Here is a 21,913-nt window from a genome sequence, read left to right as displayed (position 1 = left end):
TCTGGTTGGGCAGGGTCTGTCCCGGTCGTCTGGTTCGACTGGTTCGCCTAGCTCTTCCAGCTCTTCCAGCTCTTCCAGCTCTTCCAGCTCTTCCAGCTCTTCCAGCTCTTCCAGCTCTTCCAGTTCTTCCAGCTCTTCCAGTTCTTCCAGTTCTTCTAGCTCTTCTAGCTCTTCTAGTTCGTTCCGATCTTCGCGAGCAGGTCCACGATCCGGGACTGCACCTCGTCGCTGGTGGAGCGCTCCGCCAGGAACAGCACCGTCTCCCCGGAGGCGAGCCGCGGCAGCTCCGTACGGTCGATTCCGGCCGAGGTGTAGATCACCAGCGGCGTTCGGTTCAACTGGCCGTTCGCCCGCAGCCAGTCGATGATCCCGGCGCGGCGGCGGCGTACCTGCATCAGGTCCATGACCACCAAGTTCGGCCGCATCTGGGTGGCGAGGTTGACCGCCTCGTTGTCGGTGGCCGCCAGCGCGACCTGCATGCCGCGCCGCTCCAGCGTCTCCGTCAGGGCGAGCGCGATCTCCTCGTTCTCCTCGATCAACAGGACGCGAGGGGGGTGCTGTTCGCTGTCGCGCGGGGCCAGGGCCTTGAGGAGTACGGCCGGATCGGCGCCGTACGCCGCTTCGCGGGTCGCCTGCCCGAGACCCGCCGTCACCAGGACGGGGACCTCGGCGGCGACCGCGGCCTGGCGCAGTGACTGGAGCGCGGTGCGGGTGATCGGTCCGGTCAGGGGGTCGACGAAGAGCGCCGCCGGGAACGCGGCGATCTGCGCGTCGACCTCCTCGCGGGAGTGCACCACCACCGGGCGGTAGCCGCGGTCGCTCAGCGCCTGCTGGGTGGAGACGTCCGGCGCGGGCCAGACCAGCAGCCGTCGCGGGTTGTCGAGCGGCTCCGGGGGGAGTTCGTCGTCGACGGGCCGCGGCTGGGGGCGGTTGGCCACCTCGACCGCGCCTCCGGGCCCGTCCAGCGGCTCGGGGCCCTCGGCGCCCTCGTCGGGTGCTCCTATCGCGTACGAACGGCCTTCGGGGTGAGCGTGGGGCAGGCGCGAGCCGCCCGGTGCCGCGCCCGCGCCGACGGCGGGGTGCGCGCCGGGGCCGCTCGGGTCGGGGCGTTCGGTGCCGTCGGGCGGGGTGCCGAGCTTGCGGCGGCGGCCTGAGCCGAGGGACTGCGGCTGGCCCGGGGCCTGGTTCGGCGGCTGGCCGGGGGCCTGGGGCTGGTTCTGCTGGTGCGGGGGCTGCTGTGTGAAGGGAACACCCTGGCCGAGGGTCCGCACGCTGAAGGCCCGCCCCTGGGTGGAGTCCGCCGGGACCGGCGCCTCTTCGGGCAGGGGCTGCGCGGGCGGGAGCGGCTGATGAGCGCCGCGCCGTGGATTCGGTACGGCGACAGCGGGGGCGGCGGACTGGGACTGGGACTGGGACTGGGCGGAAGGGTCCTCCGGTGCCTCCCCGGGCGCCGCGGAGGTACGCGCAGCCGACGGGACCGACACGTTGCCGGTGGCGTTGCCCGGGGTGTTGCCCGGCGCGCTGGTCCCGGAGTTGGTCGGGGAGTTGGCCGGGGGGTTGGTCGCGGCGGGGTCGTCGGGCCAGCCCGGAGGCGCGGCCATCGTGCCGAAGCCGGAAGTCGTCGGCATCCCCTGACCGTTGGAGGCCATCCCTTGGTGGTCGGAGGCCATGCCCTGGCCGTCGGAAGCCGGGCCGGTCCGGGGCGCCGCGTCCGCGCCATGGCCGTAACCGTGATCCTGCGCGAACCGGCCGGGCGGGGTCGGGGCGGGGCTTCCCCAGACGTTCGGGTTCGGGGCGTCCTCGGTCTCGGCGAACGCCCCCCCGCGCCCGCGCCCCGACGGCAGCGGGTGTGGCTGCGGCGGGGTGTGGTCGTCGTCCGGGTTCGTCCGTACGGCGTCATGGCGACCGGGCAGCGAGGCACCGGGCGCGGGCGAGGCAACGGGACCATGACCTGGACCCGCGGCGAGGCCGGGGACATGGCCGTGGCCCGGTCCGGGCGTGCGGTCGGCGTCGGCCGGCGGCAGCGCGAACGGGCTGCGCGCGCCCTCCGGCTCGGCGGGCACAGGGATGTGCCGCTCCTGCGCGGGGGCGAGCGCACGCCGGGCACGGCGCCCGGCCGGTGGCGCCTGCTGAGCGGAACGCGGTGCCATGGGCGCCGGAGCGGCCGTGCCCGCAGGCGCCGATGCCGGTCGTGGAACGGCGGCGGCAGGCCCGGCAGCAACGGGAGGAACGGCAGGAACGGCAGGAACGGGAGGAACGGGAGGAACGGGAGGAATGGCAGGCACGCCGGGCGAGGCAGCCGCAGTGGGCGCGGCGGTTGTCGCGACACCGGTCGGCGCGGGCGGGGATACGGGCGCTGGAACGGGCGCGGAGGCGGGGGCGGCGGATGCCATCGGAGCGGTGGGAGTCAGCGGACCGGCCGGAAGCGCGGGAAGCGCCCGCTGCCCCTGTCCGGCCCGGCCACCTCGTCCGCCCTGGTCGGCTTGGCCGCCCGGGCCGCCCTGGCCTCCGTGCCGTGCCCTGCGCCCGGTCCCGGCGGCGTCCGTGGGCACGCCCTGCGGCGGGACGGCCTGGCCGAGTGCCGCCCGACCCGTCGGATGTGCTCCCTCGGCAGCCGTCACGACCGACCCCTCGGAGGCCGGGGCGGCCGGCAGCGCGACAGCGGACCCCGGATACGACCCGCCGACACCCGACCCGCCGACACCCGACCCGGCGCCCGCGGCTGCCGCGGCGTCCTCAGCAGGGCTCGGACGGCCGCGCCGACGCCCCGTACCACTGCCGCCGCCGCTGTCCTGCGCGGGGATCAGGTCCTGCCGGACTCCCGGGCCTCCTGGACCGGCAGTCTCCGCCCCGGCCCCGGCCCCGGATCCGTCAGTCCCGCCCCCAGCTGTCCCGGCCCCGGCCGCGCCGGTCCCGAGCGCCGCTTCAGCCCCTGGCTCGGCCGCACGCGCCCGGCGGCGTCCGGTTGGTTCCCCTGCGTCCTCCGTCGCGGACGCCAGGAAGGCGTCCGTGGACGATCGCCGGGCGCGCCGCCTGCCGCCGCCACCCGAAGTGCCCGCCCCCGTCCCCGTACCCGTACCCGCGCCTGTGCCTGTGCCCGATACCTGCGCGGGAAGGGCGGGCTGTGCGGACCCCGGCAGCCCGGCGGGCGGCCTGACCGTACCCGCGCCCTCGCCGAGCGGCAGCTCCAGTACGTAGGCGCTGCCGCCCATACCCGGCATCTCGTGCGTCTGAAGCACCCCGCCGTGCGCCCGTACGATCCCGCGCACGATCGGCTCATGCACCGGATCACCCCCGGCGAACGGGCCGCGCACCTCGATCCGTACGACATCGCTGCGCTGCGCCGCGGCCACCACGATCGTCGAGTCGACGTATCCGCCGCCCGGCACCAGCCTGGCCCGGCCCGTCGAGTCGACCCCGGCGACATCGGCGATCAGATGCGCCAGCGCCGTCGCCAGCCGGCCCGGGTCCACCTCGGCCTCGATCGGCGGGGCGTGCACCGCGAACTGCGCCCGGCCAGGGCCGATCAGCTCGACCGCGCCCTCCACCCCGGCCGCCACGACCCCGTCGAGCAGGGTGTTCGTCTTGATCAGCTGTTCCGTGCCCGCGTCGAGCCGCTGATACCCGAGGACGTTGTCGACGAGCGTCGTCATCCGGGAGTACCCCGCGGCCAGATGGTGCAGGATCTGGTTGGCCTCGGGCCAGAGCTGGCCGGCCGGGTCGGCGGCGAGCGTGGTCAGTTCGCCGCGCAACTCGACCAGCGGTCCGCGCAGCGACTCGCCGAGGACGGCGGTCAGCTGCGCGTGCCGGTCGGACGTCTCGCCGTACCGCTCCGTCAGCTCCTCGATCTCGGCCGCGTACCGGTCGCTGCGGTCCGCGAGCTCCGCCGCGTGCCGTTCGGTCGCCTCGTCCAGCTCGGCGCGCAGCCGCTCGGTGGTCTCCGCCAGCTCGGCGCGGAGGCCCGCGGTCGCGTCCGTCAGCTCGGTGGTGAGGCGCTCCGTCGTCTCCGTCAGCTCCGCCGCGTGCCGTTCCTCGGCGGTCGCCAGCTCGGTCGCGTGCTGTTTGGCGAGATCGTCGTACGGACGCCGGTCGGTGAAGGTCATCACGGCGCCGACGAGCTGGTCGCCGTCCCGTACGGGCGCGGTCGTCAGATCGACCGGCACCTGTTTGCCGTTCTTCGCCCACAGCACCTGCCCCCGCACCCGATGCTTGCGGCCCGACCTGAGCGTGTCCGCGAGCGGTGAGTCCTCGTACGGGAAGGGCTCGCCGTCCGCGCGCGAGTGCAGGATCAGCGGGTGCAGCCGGTGGCCGCCCAGATCGCTGGCGCGGAAGCCGAGGATCTGCGCGGCGGCGGGGTTGACGAGGACGACCCGGCCCTCGGTGTCCGTACCGACGACACCCTCCGAAGCGGCCCGCAGGATCATCTCGGTCTGCCGCTGCGAGCGCGCCAGCTCGGCCTCGGTGTCCATCGTGCCGGAGAGATCGCGTACGACCAGCATCAGCAGCTCGTCGCCGGTGTAGCTGTGCGAGTCGTTGTACGCGTCGCGGCCGTCCTCCAGGCTCGCGCTGGTGACCTCGGCCGGGAACTCACCGCCGTCCGTACGCCGCGCGATCATCCGCGTCGGCTTCGTACGGCCGCGCGCGTCCGCCGTCTCCGGGCGGCGCATCGAACCGGGGATCAGTTTGGAGTCGAACTCGGGCAGCAGATCGAGCAGCCCGCGGCCGACCAGCGCGGTGCCGGGGGTCTCGAACATCTCCAGCGCGATGGTGTTGGCGTTGACGACCGTGCCGTTGGCGTTGACGAGCACCAAGCCGTCGGGGAGTGCGTCGAGTATCGCCGCGAGGCGAGCAGCGCCTCGGGATGGCCTGCTGCTCACGACGACGCTTCCTCCCTGAACCACTGCACCTTGCGGACCGCGGCACCCATCTTGCCCCTCGGGTTCCGGCCTGTCACGGAAGGGAGTCTAAAGGCTGGGGAAGTGGCCGCGACGGCGGATGAGCGGGAGCTCTCGCAGGGGTTGTGTGCGAATGGCTTGTGCCACTGGCCTTTCACGCGGCCTCCCGCACCTCGCGATTGCCTCATTGTGGGACGTACTGCCCGGCGACTGGGCGACGAGCGGCAGGGACGAGCCGACGGCAGGGACGAGCCGACGGTAGGGACGAGCCGACGAGCGGTAGGGCCGGGGCGACATGCCCGTACGCCGGGGTGCCATGCCCGTACGCCCGGGGCGCCAAGCCCGTACGTCGCTCCGCGCGCGCACGGGCCTACATGAGCGACGTACGGTCCTGGCCCGGGGTTTATCCGCGGGTGCTCGGCAGTACCGGCTCCAGCGTCTGCCAGCGGGCGATCTCGCACCCGTTCTTCCGGTTGAACGCGGCGTCGACGGCGCGGCCCTGCCAGGTGCCGGTGATGCGCGCGGTGGCGTCACCGCCGTACAGCATGGTGCACTGCGCGCCCTTCGGCACCGGCGCGAACGGATCCTTCTGCTCGCTCGCCAGCTGCGCCAGCCGGTCGCACGCGGCCCGCGCCTGTAGATGCGTCCCACCTGCCGGCCGGCACTTCAGGCGGTACGTGCCGTCGGCGCCCCGGAGACCGGAGTCCGCGACGGTGACGGTGAACTCGTCCGGGGCGTCTTCGGCCAGGGGCAGCGGTACGGGCGCGAGCCGCGTCAGCGTGGAGTCGGCGGACTCGATGAAGGCGCCGGTGTCGGCGCGGGCCGAGGCGTCCGCGGAGGCGGCGGGCGCGACGGCGCCCAGCAGGGCGGCGGAAGCGGCGATGGAGGCGGCGGCGGTGAGGACGAGGCGACGCGGCATGGGAGCTCCTGACGGTGACGGATCCGGGGCCAACGCCCCGCCGTGTCTAACGCGCGTCAAGCCCCGGCGTTTCGCACGCGGAAGCGCTTTGCTCTGCGGGCCACCCGCCTAGTACCGTGAGAAGCGATTGGTGACACCCCACCTGGCTGTGTCATCATCTGCACGCACCATCCGCGCCCGCGCGGGTGTGCTGGAGGCGTCGCCTAGTCCGGTCTATGGCGCCGCACTGCTAATGCGGTTTGGGTCTTAAAGCCCATCGAGGGTTCAAATCCCTCCGCCTCCGCGTGTTGATCACCGAAGCCCCGGCCCCACAGCCGGGGCTTCGGTCGTTCCCGCGCTCCGGCGTTCCCGCGCTTTCGGTCGTTCCCGCGCTCCGGCAGCGATGACCCGTACGGGTGAGTGCCCCGACGAGTGATCGTCCACGCCCCTGCCGACGCGCCGCCCAGGAACGGATTCTGAGGCGTTTTCGCAGGTCAGCTGGGGTCTGGCGAATGGATTTCACCTGGCGCCACAGGTCATGTAATGTTGTTCCCGCAACGCCGACCGGGAAGAAAAGCCCGGAACGCCGAGCACTCGTAGCTTAACGGATAGAGCATCTGACTACGGATCAGAAGGTTGCAGGTTCGAATCCTGCCGAGTGCACACAGATGAGGCCCCCGGAGAAATCCGGGGGCCTCTCGCGTTGGGCCGTACAGCGGCGAAGTACAGCGACGGAGCCGACGGGTTCTCGGATGTCGGCTCGCGGACCTTCGCCTGCCAACCCGCCCCGCGATATCCGGCGGTGGCGTGGGGGTTCGCAGGGGGAGTGGGTGAGCGGGTGACGGGGTTGGGTAGGGGATGGAAGTGCCAGGGGCTTCGCTGGGGCGGCGGCGCGCCCGTGCTCGGATGGCGGCGGGGCGGGGACGGGGCCAGGGGCGGCGTCCGGCGGGAGAGTGTCCGGCGGGAGAGTGTTCTGGAGTACGGGCGTGACGTGGGGTTCCGTGCCGTCGGGGCGCGCATGTGCGTCGGGGCGCGGGGGAATGTGTGTCCCCTCGGGGCGTTGGTCGCCGGGCGCGGTACGAGCGGGCAGTGCGCCGAGTGCGCGCGGCTGGACCGGGCGCACTCCGTGGCCGCCGACACCATCGCCGATGATCCGCGGACGTACCGCGTCTATCTCGCGTGGTTCGGGCCCGGGATGGTGAAGGTGGGGATCACCGCCGAGGAGCGCGGGTCCGCGCGCCTCCTGGAGCAGGGAGCGGTCGCGTTCAGCTGGCTCGGGCGCGGCCCGCTGATGGCCGCGCGGCGGACCGAGGATCTGCTGCGCAGGGCGCTGGGGGTGCCGGACCGTATCCCGTACGCGCGGAAGCGGGCCGTACGGGCCGCGCTGCCGGCGCCGGAGGAGCGGGTGGCCGAGATCGAGCGGCTGTATGTACGGGCGGTGGCGCTGGAAGGGTGGCCGCCGTCGCTGGAACGGCTGGAGTTCGCGGCGGTCGATCATGCCGGGGCCTTCGGTCTGGCCGGGCTGGCGCCGGCCACCGGCGTGGTGGTGGAACTGGTGGACGCGGGGTGTGTCGCCGGGCGGCTGGTCGCCGCCGCCGGGCCCGATCTCCATCTCGCCACCGCGGACGGCGGGATGATTGTCCTGGACACCCGGCTGATGAGTGGGTGGGAGTTGACCGCGATGGCGGGCGGCGACGGCGTGGTCACCGTGCCGGTCAGGGACGTGGACGGCGGCGGGGTACAGGACGAGCTCTTCTGAAGGGGGATGGGGCCTGCATGCGTGGTCACGAGGGTGACGAGCGTGACGAGGGTGTCGAAGGTGACGAGGGTGAAGTCGAGGCCGTACGGCGGTTCCGGGAGCGGACGGGGCTTCCGGGCCTCGTCGACGTACACACGCACTTCATGCCGGAGCGGGTCCTCAAGAAGGTCTGGGCGTACTTCGACGCCGCCGGGCCGCTCATCGGGCGGGAGTGGCCCATCTCCTACCGGCGGGAGGAGGACGAACGCGTCGCTCTGCTGCGCGCGTTCGGCGTCCGGGCGTACACCTCGATGCTCTACCCGCACAAGCCGGGGATGGCGGAATGGCTGAATGGCTGGGCCGCCGCGTTCGCGGCACGTACGCCGGACTGTCTGCGGACGGCCACGCTCTTCCCGGAGGACGGCGTCGAGACGTACGTACGTGAGGCCGTCGAGGGCGGTTCGGGGGACGGCGGCGCCCGGATCTTCAAGTCGCACCTCCAAGTCGGCGCGTACGACCCGAATGACGAGCGGCTCGACCGGGTCTGGGGGTTGCTCGCAGACGCCGCCGTACCGGTGGTGATGCACTGCGGCTCGGGCCCGGCGCCCGGCAAGTACACCGGGCCCGAGCCGGTGGGGCGGCTGCTGGCGCGCCACCCCCGGCTGCGGCTGATCGTCGCGCATCTCGGGATGCCCGAGTACGTGGACTTCCTGGACCTCGCCGAGCGGTACGGGGAGGTCAGGCTGGACACGACCATGGCGTTCACGGACTTCAGTGAGGCCTTCGCGCCGTTCCCGCGGGAGGCGAGGGCGCGGCTGGCGGATCTGGGGGACCGGATCCTGCTGGGGACGGACTTCCCGAACATCCCCTATCCGTACGTTCATCAGCTGGAGGCCTTGGAGCGACTGGAGCTGGGGGACGCGTGGCTGCGGGCGGTCTGTTACGAGAACGGGGCCCGGCTCTTCGGGATCGCCGACCGCGGCCTCTAGGCCCGGCTCCGGGCCGGCCTTCGGGGAGGCCCGGCTCCAGGCTCGGCTTCCAGGCCCGGCGTTCGGGGAGACCCGGCCTCCCGGGCCCCTCTCGCCCGTATTCGTTTCTCAGGGATTTCACAGGAAGCGACAAGGTCAATCTCAGAGGTCGTCCCCAGGGTGAAAAGCATGACCATCACCTCGCCCCGGGGGCGTACCGAAATGCTCAGGCCGGACGGGAGCCCCGTCCGCGTGCTTGTCGTCGACGACGAGACCTCGCTCACCGAGCTGCTGTCCATGGCCCTGCGGTACGAGGGCTGGGAGGTGCGCAGCGCCGGTGACGGCGCGGGCGCCATGCGTTCGGCGCGGGACTTCCGTCCCGACGCGGTCGTGCTGGACGTGATGCTGCCCGACATGGACGGGCTGGCGGTGCTGGGGCGGCTGCGTCACGAGCTGCCGCAGGTGCCCGTGCTCTTCCTCACCGCGAAGGACTCCGTGGAGGACCGGATCGCCGGACTGACCGCGGGCGGTGACGACTATGTCACCAAGCCGTTCAGCCTGGAGGAGGTCGTGGCGCGGCTGCGCGGGCTGATCCGGCGGTCCGGCGCGGCGGCTGTGCGCAGTGAGTCGTTGCTGGTCGTCGGGGATCTGACGCTCGACGAGGACAGCCATGACGTCACCCGTGACGGGCGGTCCATCCATCTGACCGCGACCGAGTTCGAGCTGCTGCGCTATCTGATGCGTAACCCGCGGCGGGTGCTGAGCAAGGCACAGATCCTGGACCGGGTGTGGTCCTACGACTTCGGCGGCCAGGCCAATGTCGTCGAGCTGTATATCTCCTATCTGCGGCGGAAGATCGACGCCGGGCGCCCGCCGATGATCCACACCCGGCGCGGGGCCGGCTATCTGATCAAGCCCGGTGAGCCGGGGGACGCCCCGCGATGAAGGGCCGTCGGCGCGGGGCGACGAAGCGGCGCTGGTCCTTGCGGACCCGGCTCGTCGTGTCGGCGGTCGCGCTGATCGCGATCGTCGGTGCGGTGATCGGGGCGGTCACGACGATCGCCTACCGCTCGTATCTGTACGACCAGTTGGACACGCAGGTGCAGGCCGTCGCCAAACGGGCCGCGGGGCCGCCGCCAGGGAGGGCGGCGGACAACGGCGAGAACGGACCGACGGACGCCGCAGGGAACGGACCGACGGACGGCCCGGGGAACGGGGCGCAGGACGGCGCGGGGAACGGGGCGCAGGACGGCGCGGGGAACGGGGTGCAGGACGGCACCGGGAACGGCACCGGCGACAGCGATCGGTCATCCGACACCACCCCCGAGGGCAAGGACCCGCTGAAAGTCGTTACGGGCGGCGGCGCACCCGTGGGTACGGTCGCTGTCGAGCTGGCGGCCGACGGCTCCGTCGGCCGGGGGCTGATGAGCGCCCTGCAGAAGAACGAGAACACGTGGCCGCCGGTCGCCGAAACGCCGCTCAGCGAAGCGCAGATGGCGGCCATAGCGGCCGTCCCGCGCGACGACGCGGCCCACACCGTCACGCTGCCGGACGGCGCCGACTACCGGATCCAGTACGTCGACGGCGTCAACGGCGCCTACCTCGTCGGTATACCGGCCGCCCAAGTGCAGGACAGTCTCAACACCCTTGTCCTCGTGGAGGTCTGTGTCACCGTCGCCGGGCTGATCGCGGCCGGTATCGCGGGCAGCGCCCTCGTCGGCGTCGCGCTGCGACCGCTCCGGCGCGTGGCCACGACCGCCACCCGGGTCTCCGAACTGCCTCTGCACAGCGGTGAGGTGGCACCGCTCGTACGGGTCCCCGCCGCGGAGGCCGATCCACGCACCGAGGTCGGACAGGTCGGCGCGGCCCTCAACCGCATGCTGGGGCATGTCGGCTCCGCGCTCGCGGCCAGGCAGGAGAGCGAGACGCGGGTACGGCAGTTCGTCGCCGATGCGGGCCATGAACTCCGTACGCCCCTCGCCTCGATCCGGGGATACGCCGAGCTGACCCGGCGCGGACGCGAGGAGACCGGCCCCGACACCCGGCGCGCGCTCGGCCGTATCGAGGCCGAGGCGGAACGGATGACCGGCCTGGTCGAGGATCTGCTGTTGCTGGCGCGGCTCGACGCCGGACGCCCTCTCTCGTACGAGAGCACTGATCTCTCCCCTCTCGTCGTGGACGCGGTGAGCGACGCGCACGCCGCCGGACAGGACCATCACTGGCGCCTTGAACTGCCCGAGCCGGACGAGCCGTCCGCCACGGTGTACGGCGACGCCTCCCGCCTCCATCAAGTGCTCGTCAATCTCCTCGCCAACGCCCGTACGCACACCCCGCCAGGCACCACCGTCACCGCACGCGTCCGCAGGAGCGACGGCGGGTACTGGGGCGGCGGACCGTGGGATGTGTGGTCGTCGGGCGGCGGCCCTTCCGTCGTCCTCGAAGTGCAGGACGACGGCCCCGGCATCCTTCCCGAACTGCTTCCGCATGTCTTCCAACGCTTCGCGCGCGGAGACGCGTCACGCTCCCGCGCGGCCGGCTCCACCGGCCTCGGCCTGGCGATCGTCCAAGCGGTTGTCACCGCCCACGGCGGGACCGTCACCGTGCAGAGCGTCCCCGGCCGGACCGTGTTCTCCGTACGTCTGCCCGGCCCGCCCAGCCAGGGGCAGAGCCACCCCTCACCCGGACAGCGGCATCAGCATCGGCCCCAGCAGCGCTCGTCGGGGCCCGGCCGTGACTCACAGACGGGGCACAGCCTCACCACACTGCCGTGACAGCGCGCCTCGCGAATGTCGAGCCATGCGAACCGACACTTCATGGGGCACACTCCCGGCCCGGGAGCATCTCCCGGTCGAGGTGACCGATGCCCCCGTACTTGACGTGACGATCCCCGTCTACAACGAGGAGCAGGACCTCGAACCATGTGTGCGGCGCCTGCACGAACACCTCGCCCGCACCTTCCCGTACAGCTTTCGCATCACGATCGCCGACAACGCCAGCACCGACCGGACCCCGCAGGTCGCGGCCCGGCTCGACACGGAGATTCCGGAGGTGCGCGCCTGCCGCCTGGAGCAGAAGGGCCGCGGCAGGGCGCTCCGTACCGTGTGGTCGCACTCCGACGCGCCCGTCCTCGCCTATATGGACGTGGATCTGTCCACGGATCTCAACGCACTCCTCCCCTTGGTGGCGCCGCTGATCTCGGGCCACTCGGATCTGGCGATCGGGTCGCGGCTGTCCCGTTCGTCACGGGTCGTACGCGGACCCAAGCGCGAGTTCATCTCGCGGGCCTACAACCTCATTCTCAAGTCCTCTCTTTCCGCGCGCTTCAGCGACGCGCAGTGTGGGTTCAAGGCCATACGGGGTGACGTCGCCCAGCGGCTGCTGCCGATGGTCGAGGACGCCGGGTGGTTCTTCGACACAGAGATGCTCGTGCTCGCCGAACGCGCCGGACTGCGGATCCACGAAGTCCCGGTGGACTGGATCGACGACCCCGACAGCACGGTGCATATCGTCAAGACCGCGGCCGAGGATCTGAAGGGCGTCTGGCGGGTGGGGCGGGCACTGGCGGTGGGCGCGCTGCCTCTGGACCGGCTGGCCAGGCCATTCGGGGATGACCCGAGAGACCGCCGGATCGGTGGGGTGCCCGGCGGACTCGCCAGGCAACTGGTCGGCTTCTGCTTCGTGGGCGCCCTGTCCACGCTCTTCTATCTTCTGCTGTACTCCGGCTTCCGATCAATGGCGAGTCCACAACTCGCCAACGCGGCCGCTCTGCTGGTCTCCGCGATCGCCAACACCGCCGCCAACCGGAGGCTCACCTTCGGGGTGAGGGGCCGCGAGCGCGCCGTACGTCACCAGGCCCAGGGCCTGGTCGTCTTCGCCATCGGACTCGCCCTGACCAGCGGTTCACTGGCGGCCCTGGACGCGGCCACGGGCACCCCCTCCCACTCCACGGAGCTGGCCGTGCTGATAGCCGCCAACCTCGCCGCGACGGTGCTGCGCTTCCTGCTCCTGCGCGCCTGGGTCTTCCCCGAGCGCCGCACGGACGACTTCCCCGCCCGCGACACCGCCACGTCCTCCGCCACAGCCACAGCCACAGCCTCCCCCACCGTTCCCGCTCCTGCTTCCGCTTCCGCTTCCGACTCCGCCGACCTCGACCCAAGGACCGCACGATGACCACGATCCTTCAGCCCGACGGCCCTCCGGCGATGGCTGCCCAGCAAAGCCGTCGCGCCTCCGGCCGCGCCCTCCGCTTCTGGCGGGGCAGGGCCGAAGACGCCGCCTGGGTACGCCCGGCCCTGCTCGCCATCCTGCTGGTCGCAGGGGTGCTCCAGCTGTGGCATCTGAGCGATTCCGGTTACGCCAACTCCTTCTACTCCGCCGCCGTGCAGGCGGGCAGCGAGAACTGGAAGGCCTTCTTCTTCGGCTCCTCCGACGCGGCGAACTCCATCACCGTCGACAAGCCCCCGGCCGCACTCTGGCCGATGGCCCTGTCCGTGAGGCTCTTCGGGCTCGGATCCTGGCAGATCCTGGTGCCCGAGGTGCTGATGGGGCTCGGCACGGTAGCGGTGCTGTACGCCGCCGTACGCCGCCGCTTCAGCGCCGTCGCCGGACTGACCGCGGCCGTGGTGCTGGCGCTGACGCCCGTCGCCGTCATGATGTTCCGCTTCAACAACCCGGACGCGCTGCTCGCCCTGCTGATGACCACCGCCGTCTACTGCGTGCTCCGCGCGCTGGAGGCCGGACGGACAAAGTGGCTGGTGTGGGCGGGGATCGCGATCGGCTTCGCGTTCCTGACCAAGACGCTCCAGGCGTTCCTGATCCTGCCGCCGCTGGCGCTGGTGTACGCGGTGTGCGCGCCCACGTCCGTACGACGCAGGCTCGGTCAACTCGCGCTGGCGGGACTCGCGATCGTGGTCTCCGGTGGCTGGTGGGTCGCGATCGTGGAGCTGTGGCCCGCGTCCTCCCGCCCTTACATCGGCGGCTCCCAGACGAACTCCTTCCTTGAGCTGACCTTCGGCTACAACGGTCTCGGCCGGCTCAACGGCGAGGAGACCGGAAGCGTCGGAGGAGGAGGCGGCGGCGAGGCCGGCGGCGGTGGCCGCGGCTGGGGCGAGACCGGAATCGGCCGGATGTTCAACGAGACCGTCGGCGGCCAGATCTCCTGGCTGCTTCCCGCCGCTCTGCTGCTGTTCGCCGTCGGACTCGTGGTGACCCGGCGGAGCGCGCGTACGGACACGGCCCGCGCCGCGTTCCTGGTGTGGGGCGGCTCGCTGCTGGTGACCCTCGCGGTCTTCAGCTTCATGGCCGGAATCTTCCACGAGTACTACACGGTGGCACTGGCGCCGTACATCGCGGCCGTCATCGGCATGGGCGTCACCGTCCTGTGGGAGGAGCGCGCCGGGATCCTGGCGTCGGCGACGCTGGGGATCGCGGCGGCGGGGACGGCGGTTTGGGCGTACGTACTGCTCGGCCGGACCCCGGACTATGTGCCGTGGCTGCGCTGGGCGGTCCTGATCGGCGGTCTGGTGGCCGCGGTGGGGCTGCTCGTCGTGGGCAGGCTCGGACGGGCGCTCGGACGGAAACTCGCGCTCGGCGTGGCGGGTCTCGCCGTCGCGGCCTCGCTGGCCGGGCCGCTCGCGTACACGCTGACCACGGTCAACACCGCGTACCGGGGCTCGATCATCACGGCGGGACCGGCCTCGGCGCGGGGCGGTCCCGGCGGATTCGGCGGCGGTGGACCCCGGGCCGCCGGTCGCGCCGCCGAGGCAGGGATGGTGCCTCCCGGCCAGCGGGCAGCGGGCCAGGGGCAGGGCCAGGCACAGGGCCAGGCACAGGGCCAGGCACAGGGCCAGGCTCAGGGAGCAGGCCAGGCGCAGGGGCAGTCCCCGGCCGGCGGCGGTCAGCCGGCCGGGGCACCGCGACTGAGCGGCGGCATGCCCGAGGGTGGCGGCGGGCCCGGCGGAGGCGGGGGCGGTCTCTTCGACGGCGAGGACGTCACCTCCAAGGTCGCGGCCACGATCAAGAAGGACGCCTCCGACTACACGTGGGCCGCCGCGGCCATCGGCTCCGACAGCGCCGGCAGTTACCAACTCGCCACCGAGGAGCCGGTCATGGCGATCGGCGGCTTCAACGGCACCGACCCGTCGCCGGACCTCGCCACGTTCAGGCAGTACGTCGCCGACGGAAAGATCCACTACTTCGTCTCGACCGGCGGCGGACGTGGCTCCGAATCCGGGATCTCCGCCTGGGTTGAGGCCACCTTCAAGAAGGTCGTGGTGGATGGCACCACCCTTTACGACCTCACACAGGAGGCCTGACTCGACCCCAGGAGGCCTGACCCACAGCGGCGCCCGCCTGGCGAGAAAAAGGCGCTATACAGCGTAAGGGGGACTCTTGTACGGTGTACGGCGACGGTTCCCGTACACCGTACAAGGAGTTCTTCATGACGGCGACAGCCGCCGAGCACCACACCGCCCCCGCACGTCATCCGCAGCGCTGGCTGATCCTCGGTGTCATCTGTCTCGCCCAACTCACCGTGCTGCTCGACAACACCGTCCTCAGCGTCGCGATCCCGTCCCTCACCCGCGAACTGCACGCCTCCACCGCCGACATCCAGTGGATGATCAACGCGTACTCCCTGGTCCAGTCGGGCCTGCTGCTCACCGCGGGCAACGCCGCCGACCGCTACGGCCGCAAGAAGCTGCTGATCGTGGGTCTCGTGCTGTTCGGGATCGGCTCGCTGGCCGCCGGACTCGCCCAGACCAGCGGTCAGTTGATCGCGGCCCGCGCCGGAATGGGCGTCGGGGGCGCGCTGCTGATCACCACGACCCTCGCTGTCGTGGTCCAGCTGTTCGACGACACCGAGCGCGTCAAGGCGATCGGTATCTGGTCGACCGTCAACTCCCTCGGCTTCGCCGCCGGTCCGCTGATCGGCGGCGCCATGCTCGACCACTTCTGGTGGGGCGCGATCTTCCTGATCAACATCCCGGTCGCGGTGCTCGGAGTGATCGCCGTCGCCTCGCTCGTACCGGAGTCGAAGAGCAAGGAGGGCGACCGCCCCGATCTGCTCGGCGCGCTGCTCTCCACCATCGGTATGACGGCCGTCGTGTACGCGATCATCTCCGGGCCCGACCACGGCTGGCTCTCCGGACAGGTGCTGCTCTCGGCCTGCGTCGGCCTGGTCGTCCTCGGTCTGTTCGTCCTCTGGGAGCTGCGCGTCCCGTATCCGATGCTCGACATGCACTTCTTCCGCGACCAGCGCTTCATCGGGGCGGTGGCGGGAGCCGTCCTGGTCGCCTTCGGGATGACCGGTTCGCTCTTCCTGCTGACCCAGCATCTCCAGTTCGTCCTGGGCTACGGGCCGTTGGACGCCGGTCTGCGTACGGCTCCGCTCGCGGTCAGCGTCATCGTCCTGAACCTCGCGGGCGTCGGCGCGCTGGCCGTACGGAAGCTCGGTACGCCGGGCACCATCGCGCTCGGCATGGTCCTGGTGTCCGCCGGACTCGCCGCGATCGCCGTGCTCGGCGCCCATGGTTACGGCGGGATGCTGCTCGGCCTGGTCGTGATGGGCGCGGGTGTCGCCCTCTCGATGCCGGCCATGGCGAACGCCATTATGAGCGCGATTCCGCCGGAGAAGGCGGGGGTCGGCGCGGGTATCAACGGCACGCTCGCCGAGTTCGGCAACGGTCTCGGCGTCGCGGTCCTGGGCGCCGTGCTCAACTCCCGCTTCGCCGCGCTGGTCCCGGCGGCGGTGGGGGCCGCCTCGCTGCCCGCCGCGCTCGCGGCCGCGGACGGGGACGCGGAGCGGCTGAGCATCTCCGACGCGTTCGCGTCGAGCCTGGAGACCAGCCAGCTGGTCGGGGCCGTGGCCGTACTGGCGGGCGGTCTGCTGGCGGCGCTGCTGCTGCGCAGGGCCGAACGCGCGAACCCTTCGCCGGGATCTCCGGGATCTCCGGGATCTCCGGGCTCCGCCGGAACTCAGGGCGGCTCCCCATCAGCCGCCTCGTCGCCCCTGTAGTCGCCCCTGTATTCGCCCCCGTCGTCGCCGCGTCGTCGGAAACGCCGTCCGGCTCCCCGTCGGACTCCGTGTCAGGGGCGGCATAGCATCGGAAGAGCGGCAGGCGTCCGGGCTCCGGCTCGTCGGAACACCCGATCGTCATCTCGGTCGTCGCCCCGGTCGTCGTCCCGGTCCCCGGAGGCGGACGGCAGGGGCCTGCGCCGGCCGGGGCCTGAGCCGGGCAGAGAAGTGGAGTCCGGCCGAAGCCCGGCCGGCGGGAACCGAGGAGGCTCACCCATGGTGCCGGAAGCCGATCGCGCCAAGCGGCCAACCCGTACCAGCGTTTGGCTGGAGGGCAAGCCCGCGGGCCGCGGCCGCAGAAGCGAGAGCTCGGACCACCCCGCCGGCCTGGACCGCGACCGCATCACGGCGGTCTCGGTACGGCTGCTCGACGCGGAGGGCCCTGCGAAGTTCTCCATGCGACGGCTGGCCGCCGAGCTGGGGGTGACCGCCATGTCCCTCTACTGGTACGTCGACACCAAGGACGACCTCCTCGAACTCGCCCTGGACTCCGTCTTCGGCGAGGTCAAGGTCCCCGACATGACGGACGAGGACGCCGACTGGCGCGACCAACTGCGCGAACTGGCCACCAGCTACCGTGCGGTGCTGGTCAGGCACCACTGGGTCTCGCCGCTCATCGGCCGATATCTGAACATCGGTCCGCACTCGATGGCCTTCTCGGCGGCCGTCCAGACCGTCATGGACCGGACGGGCCTGGCGCCCCACGGCCGGATGGGAGGGCTGTCGGCGGTCTTCCAGTTCGTGTACGGATTCGGCACGATCGAGGGCCACTTCGTACAGCGCTGCGCCGACGCCGGGCTGACCCAGGACGAGTACTTCCATCAGGCGATGGGCGCCATCAACGAACAGCCGCGGTACCAGGAGTCGTTCGAGAGCGCGGACGAACTGATGGAGGCGCGCGGCGGCGATACGGTGGCGGAGATGCGCCAACGCGACTTCACGTTCGCGATCGAACTCCTCATCGCCGGCATCGAGACGATGCGGGAGCGCGACTGGTCCTCCGCGGGACACCGCGTCGGGACGGGGGACGGGCCCCACGAGCGGAGCGGGGACGGGCCCCGCGACTGAACCGGTGGACGGGACAAGCCGACCCGACCGGACGGCCGGGACAAGCCGCCCCGGGCCGTCCCAGCCGACCCGCCCCTAGGTCCTGTCCGACCGGACAGGACCTAGCGGCTACGAGACGAGACGGGCCGGGAAGCCGCCGGTGGCAAGGGGACTCCAGCGTTCCGGGGTGATCCGGATGATGGACTTCCCCTGCTTCACCATCGCCTCCCGGTACTCGTCCCAGTCGGGGTGCTCCCCCGCGATGTTCCGGTAGTACTCGACCAGCGGCTCGACCGACTCCGGGGAGTCGATCACCTCGGCCGTACCGTCGACCTGGACCCAGGGACCGTTCCAGTCGTCCGACAGGACGATCACGCTCACCCGCTCGTCCCGCTTGGCGTTCCGCGTCTTGGCGCGCTCGGGGTACGTGGAGACGACGATCCGGCCCGAGTCGTCGACCCCGCAGGCGAGCGGGGAGCCCTGCGGCCGGCCGTCGGAACGGGTGGTCAGCAGGATCGCGCGGTGCCTGGGGCGTACGAACTCCAGCAGCCCGGCGAGGTCAACGGCCTTGTTCGTTGCGATATTCGGTGCCATGCCGCGCAGCCTACGACCTTGGAGCCCGCCCGCCGCGAACCACACTCCTCGCCGGAGCACCACCGTCCCCAGGAGTCACCTGGACATCATCTGAACGTCGCAGAGGAGCCGCAGGGGAGCCGCAGGGGAGCCGCATGGCAGCCGCAGGGAAGCCGCACAGAAGCCGCATGGCAGCCGCACAGGTGTCGCGGGAGCCGCACGGGTATCACGCGCCCGGCACGCTCTCGCCCTGTACCGCCTGGATGTCCAGCTCCACCCGCAGCGTCGTCCCGATCATCGAGATCCCCGCCCGCACCACCTGGTTGTAGTTCATGGCGAAGTCCTCCCGGTGCAGCTCCGTGGTCGCGCGGAAGGCGGCCCGTACCCCGCCCCACGGGTCGGGCCCGGTGCCCAGGTAGCTCAGGTCCAGGTCCACCTCGCGTACGACGCCGTGCAGCGACAGCAGTCCGTGCACCGTCCAGCGGTCGGGGCCCGCCGGGGTCAGCTCCGTACTGCTGTACGTGATCTCCGGGAAGCGCTCCACGTCGAGGAAGTCGGGCGACTTGAGGTGCTTGTCCCGCAGCGCGTTGCCGGTGTCGATGCTCGCCGCGCTGATGACCGCGTCGACGCGCGACGCCTCGGCCTCATACCCGCCTGCCGCCTCATACCCGCCTGCCGCGCCCTGCGAGATCTCGATTCGTCCCCCGAACTCCGTGAACCTCCCGCGCACGCTGGAGATCCCCAGATGCTGCGCCACCGCGCTCACCGCCGAGTGCGCCGGATCCAGGCTCCAGGTGCCAGGTGACGGCAGTTCTGCCCCGCCCTGCCTGGCCAGCACCACCGTGCCGACCTCGGCCCGCCCGCTCGCCGTGACCAGCGCCGTGGCGGCGACGGGCGCGTAGCCGACGGCCGTCACGACCACGGTGTACGGACCCGGTGCCAGCTCCGCGTCGGTCCGTACGGCGCCGTTCTCGTCGACGCTCTCCCGCAGCACCTGCGTACCGCTCATATTGGTCATGGTCACGACCGCGTGTCGCACCGCCCAGCCGTCCCGCGTCCGTACCTGTCCGCGAAGTCCCATCCCGTTTCTCTCTCCCTCGGTTTCATCACGAGCCGGGCCCCGGCCGGGGGCGGTCAGGCCGTCCCCTGCCCGCCGCCCCCGCCACCGGAGCCCGTTTCCGCACCCGACCGACGCGCCGCCCGCTACAAGCGCCGCGCGACTCGGGGGGTTTCCCTTACTCGCCGGGGTGAGCGAGTTCGATGTCGTGCCCGTCGACCCCGCGGCCGGTGACCGTCAGGGACCCCGCCACCGGCGGGTAGCCGGTCGCGATGACGGTGTACTCGCCCGAGTCCAGATCGGCGAAGGCGTACGCCCCGTCCTCCCCTGTCGTCGCCGTCGCGACCACGTTTCCGGCCGCGTCGACCAGCGTCACCCGGGCGTCATGCGCCGGGCGGCGGGCAGCGCCCGCCCTGACCGTGCCCTGGACCAGGGCGCCGGAGAGGAGGACGGCCTCGACACGCGTGACGCCCTGGCCGGCTATCTCCACCGGCAGGGCCAGCGGACGGAAGCCCGCCGCGTTCACCGCGACGGTCACATATCCGGGGACCAGCTCACTGAAGCCGAACTCGCCCTGCTCGGACGACTTTCCGGTGGCCAGCACATCGCCGCGCACATCGGTGACGATCACCATCGCGCCCTCGATCGGGTACCCGCCGTCCGCGGCGCGCACGGCCCCGGTGAGACCGCTCGTACCGGAGAGCAGGATGTCGTACGAGACCGGTCCGTCGCCGACGACCACCGTGGACGCCTGCGGCTGGAAGCCGTCGGCGGAGGCGATCAGTACGTACGAGCCGGCGCCCGGCGCGTCCAGGACATAGCCGCCGTCGGACTGGGCGACCGAGCGGGCCAGCTGTCGGCCGCCCAGGGAGATCAGGGTGACGGCGGCGCGGGGCACCGGCGTGCCCTCGGAACCGAGCACCACACCCCTTACGCCGGTGCCCGGCACGGGTGCCGCCGCGTACGAGAATTCGGGCGATCCGGCTGATCCGGCTGTCATGGTCCCTCCAGAAGCCGCTGCCGCCGCGGGTGTCGCCGCCAGGGACGGCGTCGTTCCGGACAGCGCCGGTATCGCGCCGCTCGTCTCGGTGGGCGCGGTCGGCGCGGTCGGCGTGCTCGTCACGGCGGGAGCCGCGACCTCCGCCGTCTCACCGCCGGTCCGCGACTTCAGCGCGACCTCCTTGATGAAAAGCGTCAGCAGCAGCGCGACCAGCGCGGCCGGTGCCGAGTAGAGGAAGACATCGCCGACGCCATGGCCGTACGCCACCTCCATGACCGTCCGCAGCGGCGCGGGCAGCGTGTCCAGGTTCGGGATGGCGCCGCCACCGGTGCCGCCGTGGCCCAGGGCCGCACCCTGCGGACCGAGGTCGGCCAGCCCCTCCTTGACGTAGTGCGTGACCCGGTTTCCGAGCACCGCGCCCAGCGCCGAGACACCGACCGCACCGCCGAGCGAGCGGAAGAAGGTGACGGTGGAGCTGGCGGCGCCGAGGTCCTCCGGGGAGACCTGGTTCTGTGTGCACAGGACCAGGTTCTGCATCATCATGCCGACGCCGAGACCCATCAGGCCCATGTAGATCGCCATGTGCCAGTACGGGGTGTCGTACCGCAGGGTGCCCAGCAGCCCGAGCCCGGCCGTCACCAGCACACCACCGCTGACCAGCCAGATCTTCCAGCGCCCCGTCTTGGTGATGATCATGCCGGAGACGGTGGAGGAGATGAACAGACCACCGATCATCGGGATGGTCATGACCCCGGACATCGTCGGCGACTTGTCGCGCGCCAGCTGGAAGTACTGGCTGAAGAAGACCGTGCCGGCGAACATCGCGATACCGACGAAGAGCGAGGCCAGTGAGGCCAGCGTGATCGTGCGGTTACGGAAGAGCCGGAGCGGGATGATCGGCTCGCGTGCCTTGGACTCGACGAGGATGAACGCGGCGCCGAGCACCACCGACCCGCCGACCATGGCGTATGTCTGCCAGGAGATCCAGTCGTACTTATTACCCGCGAAGGTGACCCAGACCAGCAGCAGCGAGACGGCCGCACTGATGAAGAAGGCGCCGAACCAGTCGACCTTGACCCCTTCGCGCTTGATGACCGGGAGCTTCAGGGTCTTCTGGAGCACGATCAGCGCGATGACGGCGAACGGGACGCCGACGTAGAAGCACCAGCGCCAGCCCAGCCACGCGGTGTCGGTGATGACACCGCCGAGCAGCGGGCCGCCGACGGTGGCGACGGCGAAGGTCGCGCCGAGGTAGCCGCTGTACCGGCCGCGCTCGCGCGGCGCGATCATCGCGGCCATGACTATCTGGGCGAGGGCGGAGAGACCGCCGACGCCGATGCCCTGGACCACCCGGCAGGCGATCAGCATCCCGGCGCTCTGCGAGAGGCCGGCCACGATCGAGCCCGAGACGTAGATGACCAGGGCTATCTGAACCAGCAGCTTCTTGCTGAAGAGGTCGGAGAGCTTGCCCCACAGCGGCGTGGTCGCCGTCATCGCCAGCAGCGACGCGGTCACCACCCAGGTGTAGGCGCTCTGTCCGCCGCCCAGGTCGGAGATGATCTCCGGCAGCGCGTTGGAGACGATCGTCGACGAGAGGATCGCGACGAACATGCCCAGAAGCAGCCCGGAGAGCGCCTCCATGATCTGACGGTGTGACATCGGC

Annotated in this window: 13 protein-coding genes and 2 tRNA genes; 10 read left to right on the top strand and 5 right to left on the bottom strand. The window is 71.6% G+C overall.

Translation table 11 applies throughout. The annotated features are described in order from the left end of the window. Positions 1 to 173 precede the first annotated feature (173 nt). Together ABTZ59_RS08375 and ABTZ59_RS08370 are read right to left on the bottom strand one after the other, a co-directional pair. Positions 174 to 4,877 (bottom strand): PAS domain-containing protein, encoded by a 4,704-nt coding sequence (locus ABTZ59_RS08375; RefSeq protein WP_351392641.1) that lies wholly within the window; start codon positions 4,875 to 4,877, stop codon positions 174 to 176. A gap of 421 nt (positions 4,878 to 5,298) precedes the next feature. Continuing rightward, positions 5,299 to 5,814: an SSI family serine proteinase inhibitor gene (locus tag ABTZ59_RS08370; RefSeq protein ID WP_351392638.1), complete on the bottom strand. Its 516-nt coding sequence runs from the start codon at positions 5,812 to 5,814 to the stop codon at positions 5,299 to 5,301. 192 nt (positions 5,815 to 6,006) lie between these two features. Between ABTZ59_RS08370 and ABTZ59_RS08365 the strand changes: the two genes are divergently transcribed. The 10 genes from ABTZ59_RS08365 (at position 6,007) to ABTZ59_RS08320 (ending at position 17,641) form a co-directional block, all read left to right on the top strand. Further along, a tRNA-Ser gene (locus ABTZ59_RS08365) sits at positions 6,007 to 6,097 on the top strand. A gap of 286 nt (positions 6,098 to 6,383) precedes the next feature. After that, positions 6,384 to 6,456: transfer RNA gene (locus ABTZ59_RS08360), tRNA-Arg, on the top strand. Beyond that, positions 6,452 to 7,552, top strand: coding sequence for a DUF2797 domain-containing protein (locus tag ABTZ59_RS08355; protein ID WP_351392635.1), 1,101 nt, complete (start codon positions 6,452 to 6,454; stop codon positions 7,550 to 7,552). The genes ABTZ59_RS08360 and ABTZ59_RS08355 overlap by 5 nt, the downstream gene beginning before the upstream one ends. 17 nt (positions 7,553 to 7,569) lie before the next feature. Next, the gene (locus tag ABTZ59_RS08350; RefSeq protein ID WP_351392632.1) at positions 7,570 to 8,520 is read left to right on the top strand and encodes an amidohydrolase family protein; all 951 of its coding nucleotides are present in this window, start codon (positions 7,570 to 7,572) and stop codon (positions 8,518 to 8,520) included. A gap of 168 nt (positions 8,521 to 8,688) precedes the next feature. After that, complete coding sequence (locus ABTZ59_RS08345) at positions 8,689 to 9,444, top strand: response regulator transcription factor (protein ID WP_351392630.1); 756 nt, start codon at positions 8,689 to 8,691, stop codon at positions 9,442 to 9,444. Beyond that, positions 9,441 to 11,270 (top strand): sensor histidine kinase, encoded by a 1,830-nt coding sequence (locus ABTZ59_RS08340; protein ID WP_351392627.1) that lies wholly within the window; start codon positions 9,441 to 9,443, stop codon positions 11,268 to 11,270. Before ABTZ59_RS08345 ends, ABTZ59_RS08340 begins: the two co-directional genes overlap by 4 nt. 25 nt (positions 11,271 to 11,295) lie before the next feature. Next, entirely contained in the window at positions 11,296 to 12,669 is a 1,374-nt protein-coding gene (locus ABTZ59_RS08335) for a bifunctional glycosyltransferase family 2/GtrA family protein (protein ID WP_351392624.1), read from the top strand. Continuing rightward, positions 12,666 to 14,813 (top strand): ArnT family glycosyltransferase, encoded by a 2,148-nt coding sequence (locus ABTZ59_RS08330; protein WP_503002362.1) that lies wholly within the window; start codon positions 12,666 to 12,668, stop codon positions 14,811 to 14,813. The genes ABTZ59_RS08335 and ABTZ59_RS08330 overlap by 4 nt, the downstream gene beginning before the upstream one ends. A gap of 125 nt (positions 14,814 to 14,938) precedes the next feature. Further along, positions 14,939 to 16,513 (top strand): MFS transporter, encoded by a 1,575-nt coding sequence (locus tag ABTZ59_RS08325; RefSeq protein WP_351392621.1) that lies wholly within the window; start codon positions 14,939 to 14,941, stop codon positions 16,511 to 16,513. Between the two features lie 276 nt (positions 16,514 to 16,789). Further along, on the top strand, positions 16,790 to 17,641 hold the full coding sequence (locus ABTZ59_RS08320) for a TetR/AcrR family transcriptional regulator (protein ID WP_351392618.1): 852 nt from the start codon (positions 16,790 to 16,792) through the stop codon (positions 17,639 to 17,641). 108 nt (positions 17,642 to 17,749) lie between these two features. Here the strand turns inward: ABTZ59_RS08320 and ABTZ59_RS08315 are convergent, their stop codons facing one another. The 3 genes from ABTZ59_RS08315 to ABTZ59_RS08305 all read right to left on the bottom strand — a co-directional run bounded on the left by ABTZ59_RS08315 (position 17,750) and on the right by ABTZ59_RS08305 (position 21,909). Continuing rightward, entirely contained in the window at positions 17,750 to 18,214 is a 465-nt protein-coding gene (locus tag ABTZ59_RS08315) for a PPOX class F420-dependent oxidoreductase (RefSeq protein ID WP_249951578.1), read from the bottom strand. A 205-nt stretch (positions 18,215 to 18,419) separates the two neighbouring features. After that, positions 18,420 to 19,274 carry a YceI family protein gene (locus ABTZ59_RS08310; RefSeq protein ID WP_351392615.1) on the bottom strand — a complete coding sequence of 285 codons (855 nt, stop codon included), beginning with the start codon at positions 19,272 to 19,274 and terminating at the stop codon, positions 18,420 to 18,422. Positions 19,275 to 19,428: 154 nt separating this feature from the next. After that, positions 19,429 to 21,909: an MFS transporter gene (locus ABTZ59_RS08305; protein ID WP_503002421.1), complete on the bottom strand. Its 2,481-nt coding sequence runs from the start codon at positions 21,907 to 21,909 to the stop codon at positions 19,429 to 19,431. Positions 21,910 to 21,913 lie beyond the last annotated feature (4 nt).

Origin of the sequence: Streptomyces sp. NPDC094034, from assembly GCF_040303865.1 — a bacterium.
GTDB lineage: Bacteria > Actinomycetota > Actinomycetes > Streptomycetales > Streptomycetaceae > Streptomyces.
Note: the sequence above shows the minus strand (reverse complement) of the source record. Positions and strands in the feature narration are given on the sequence as shown.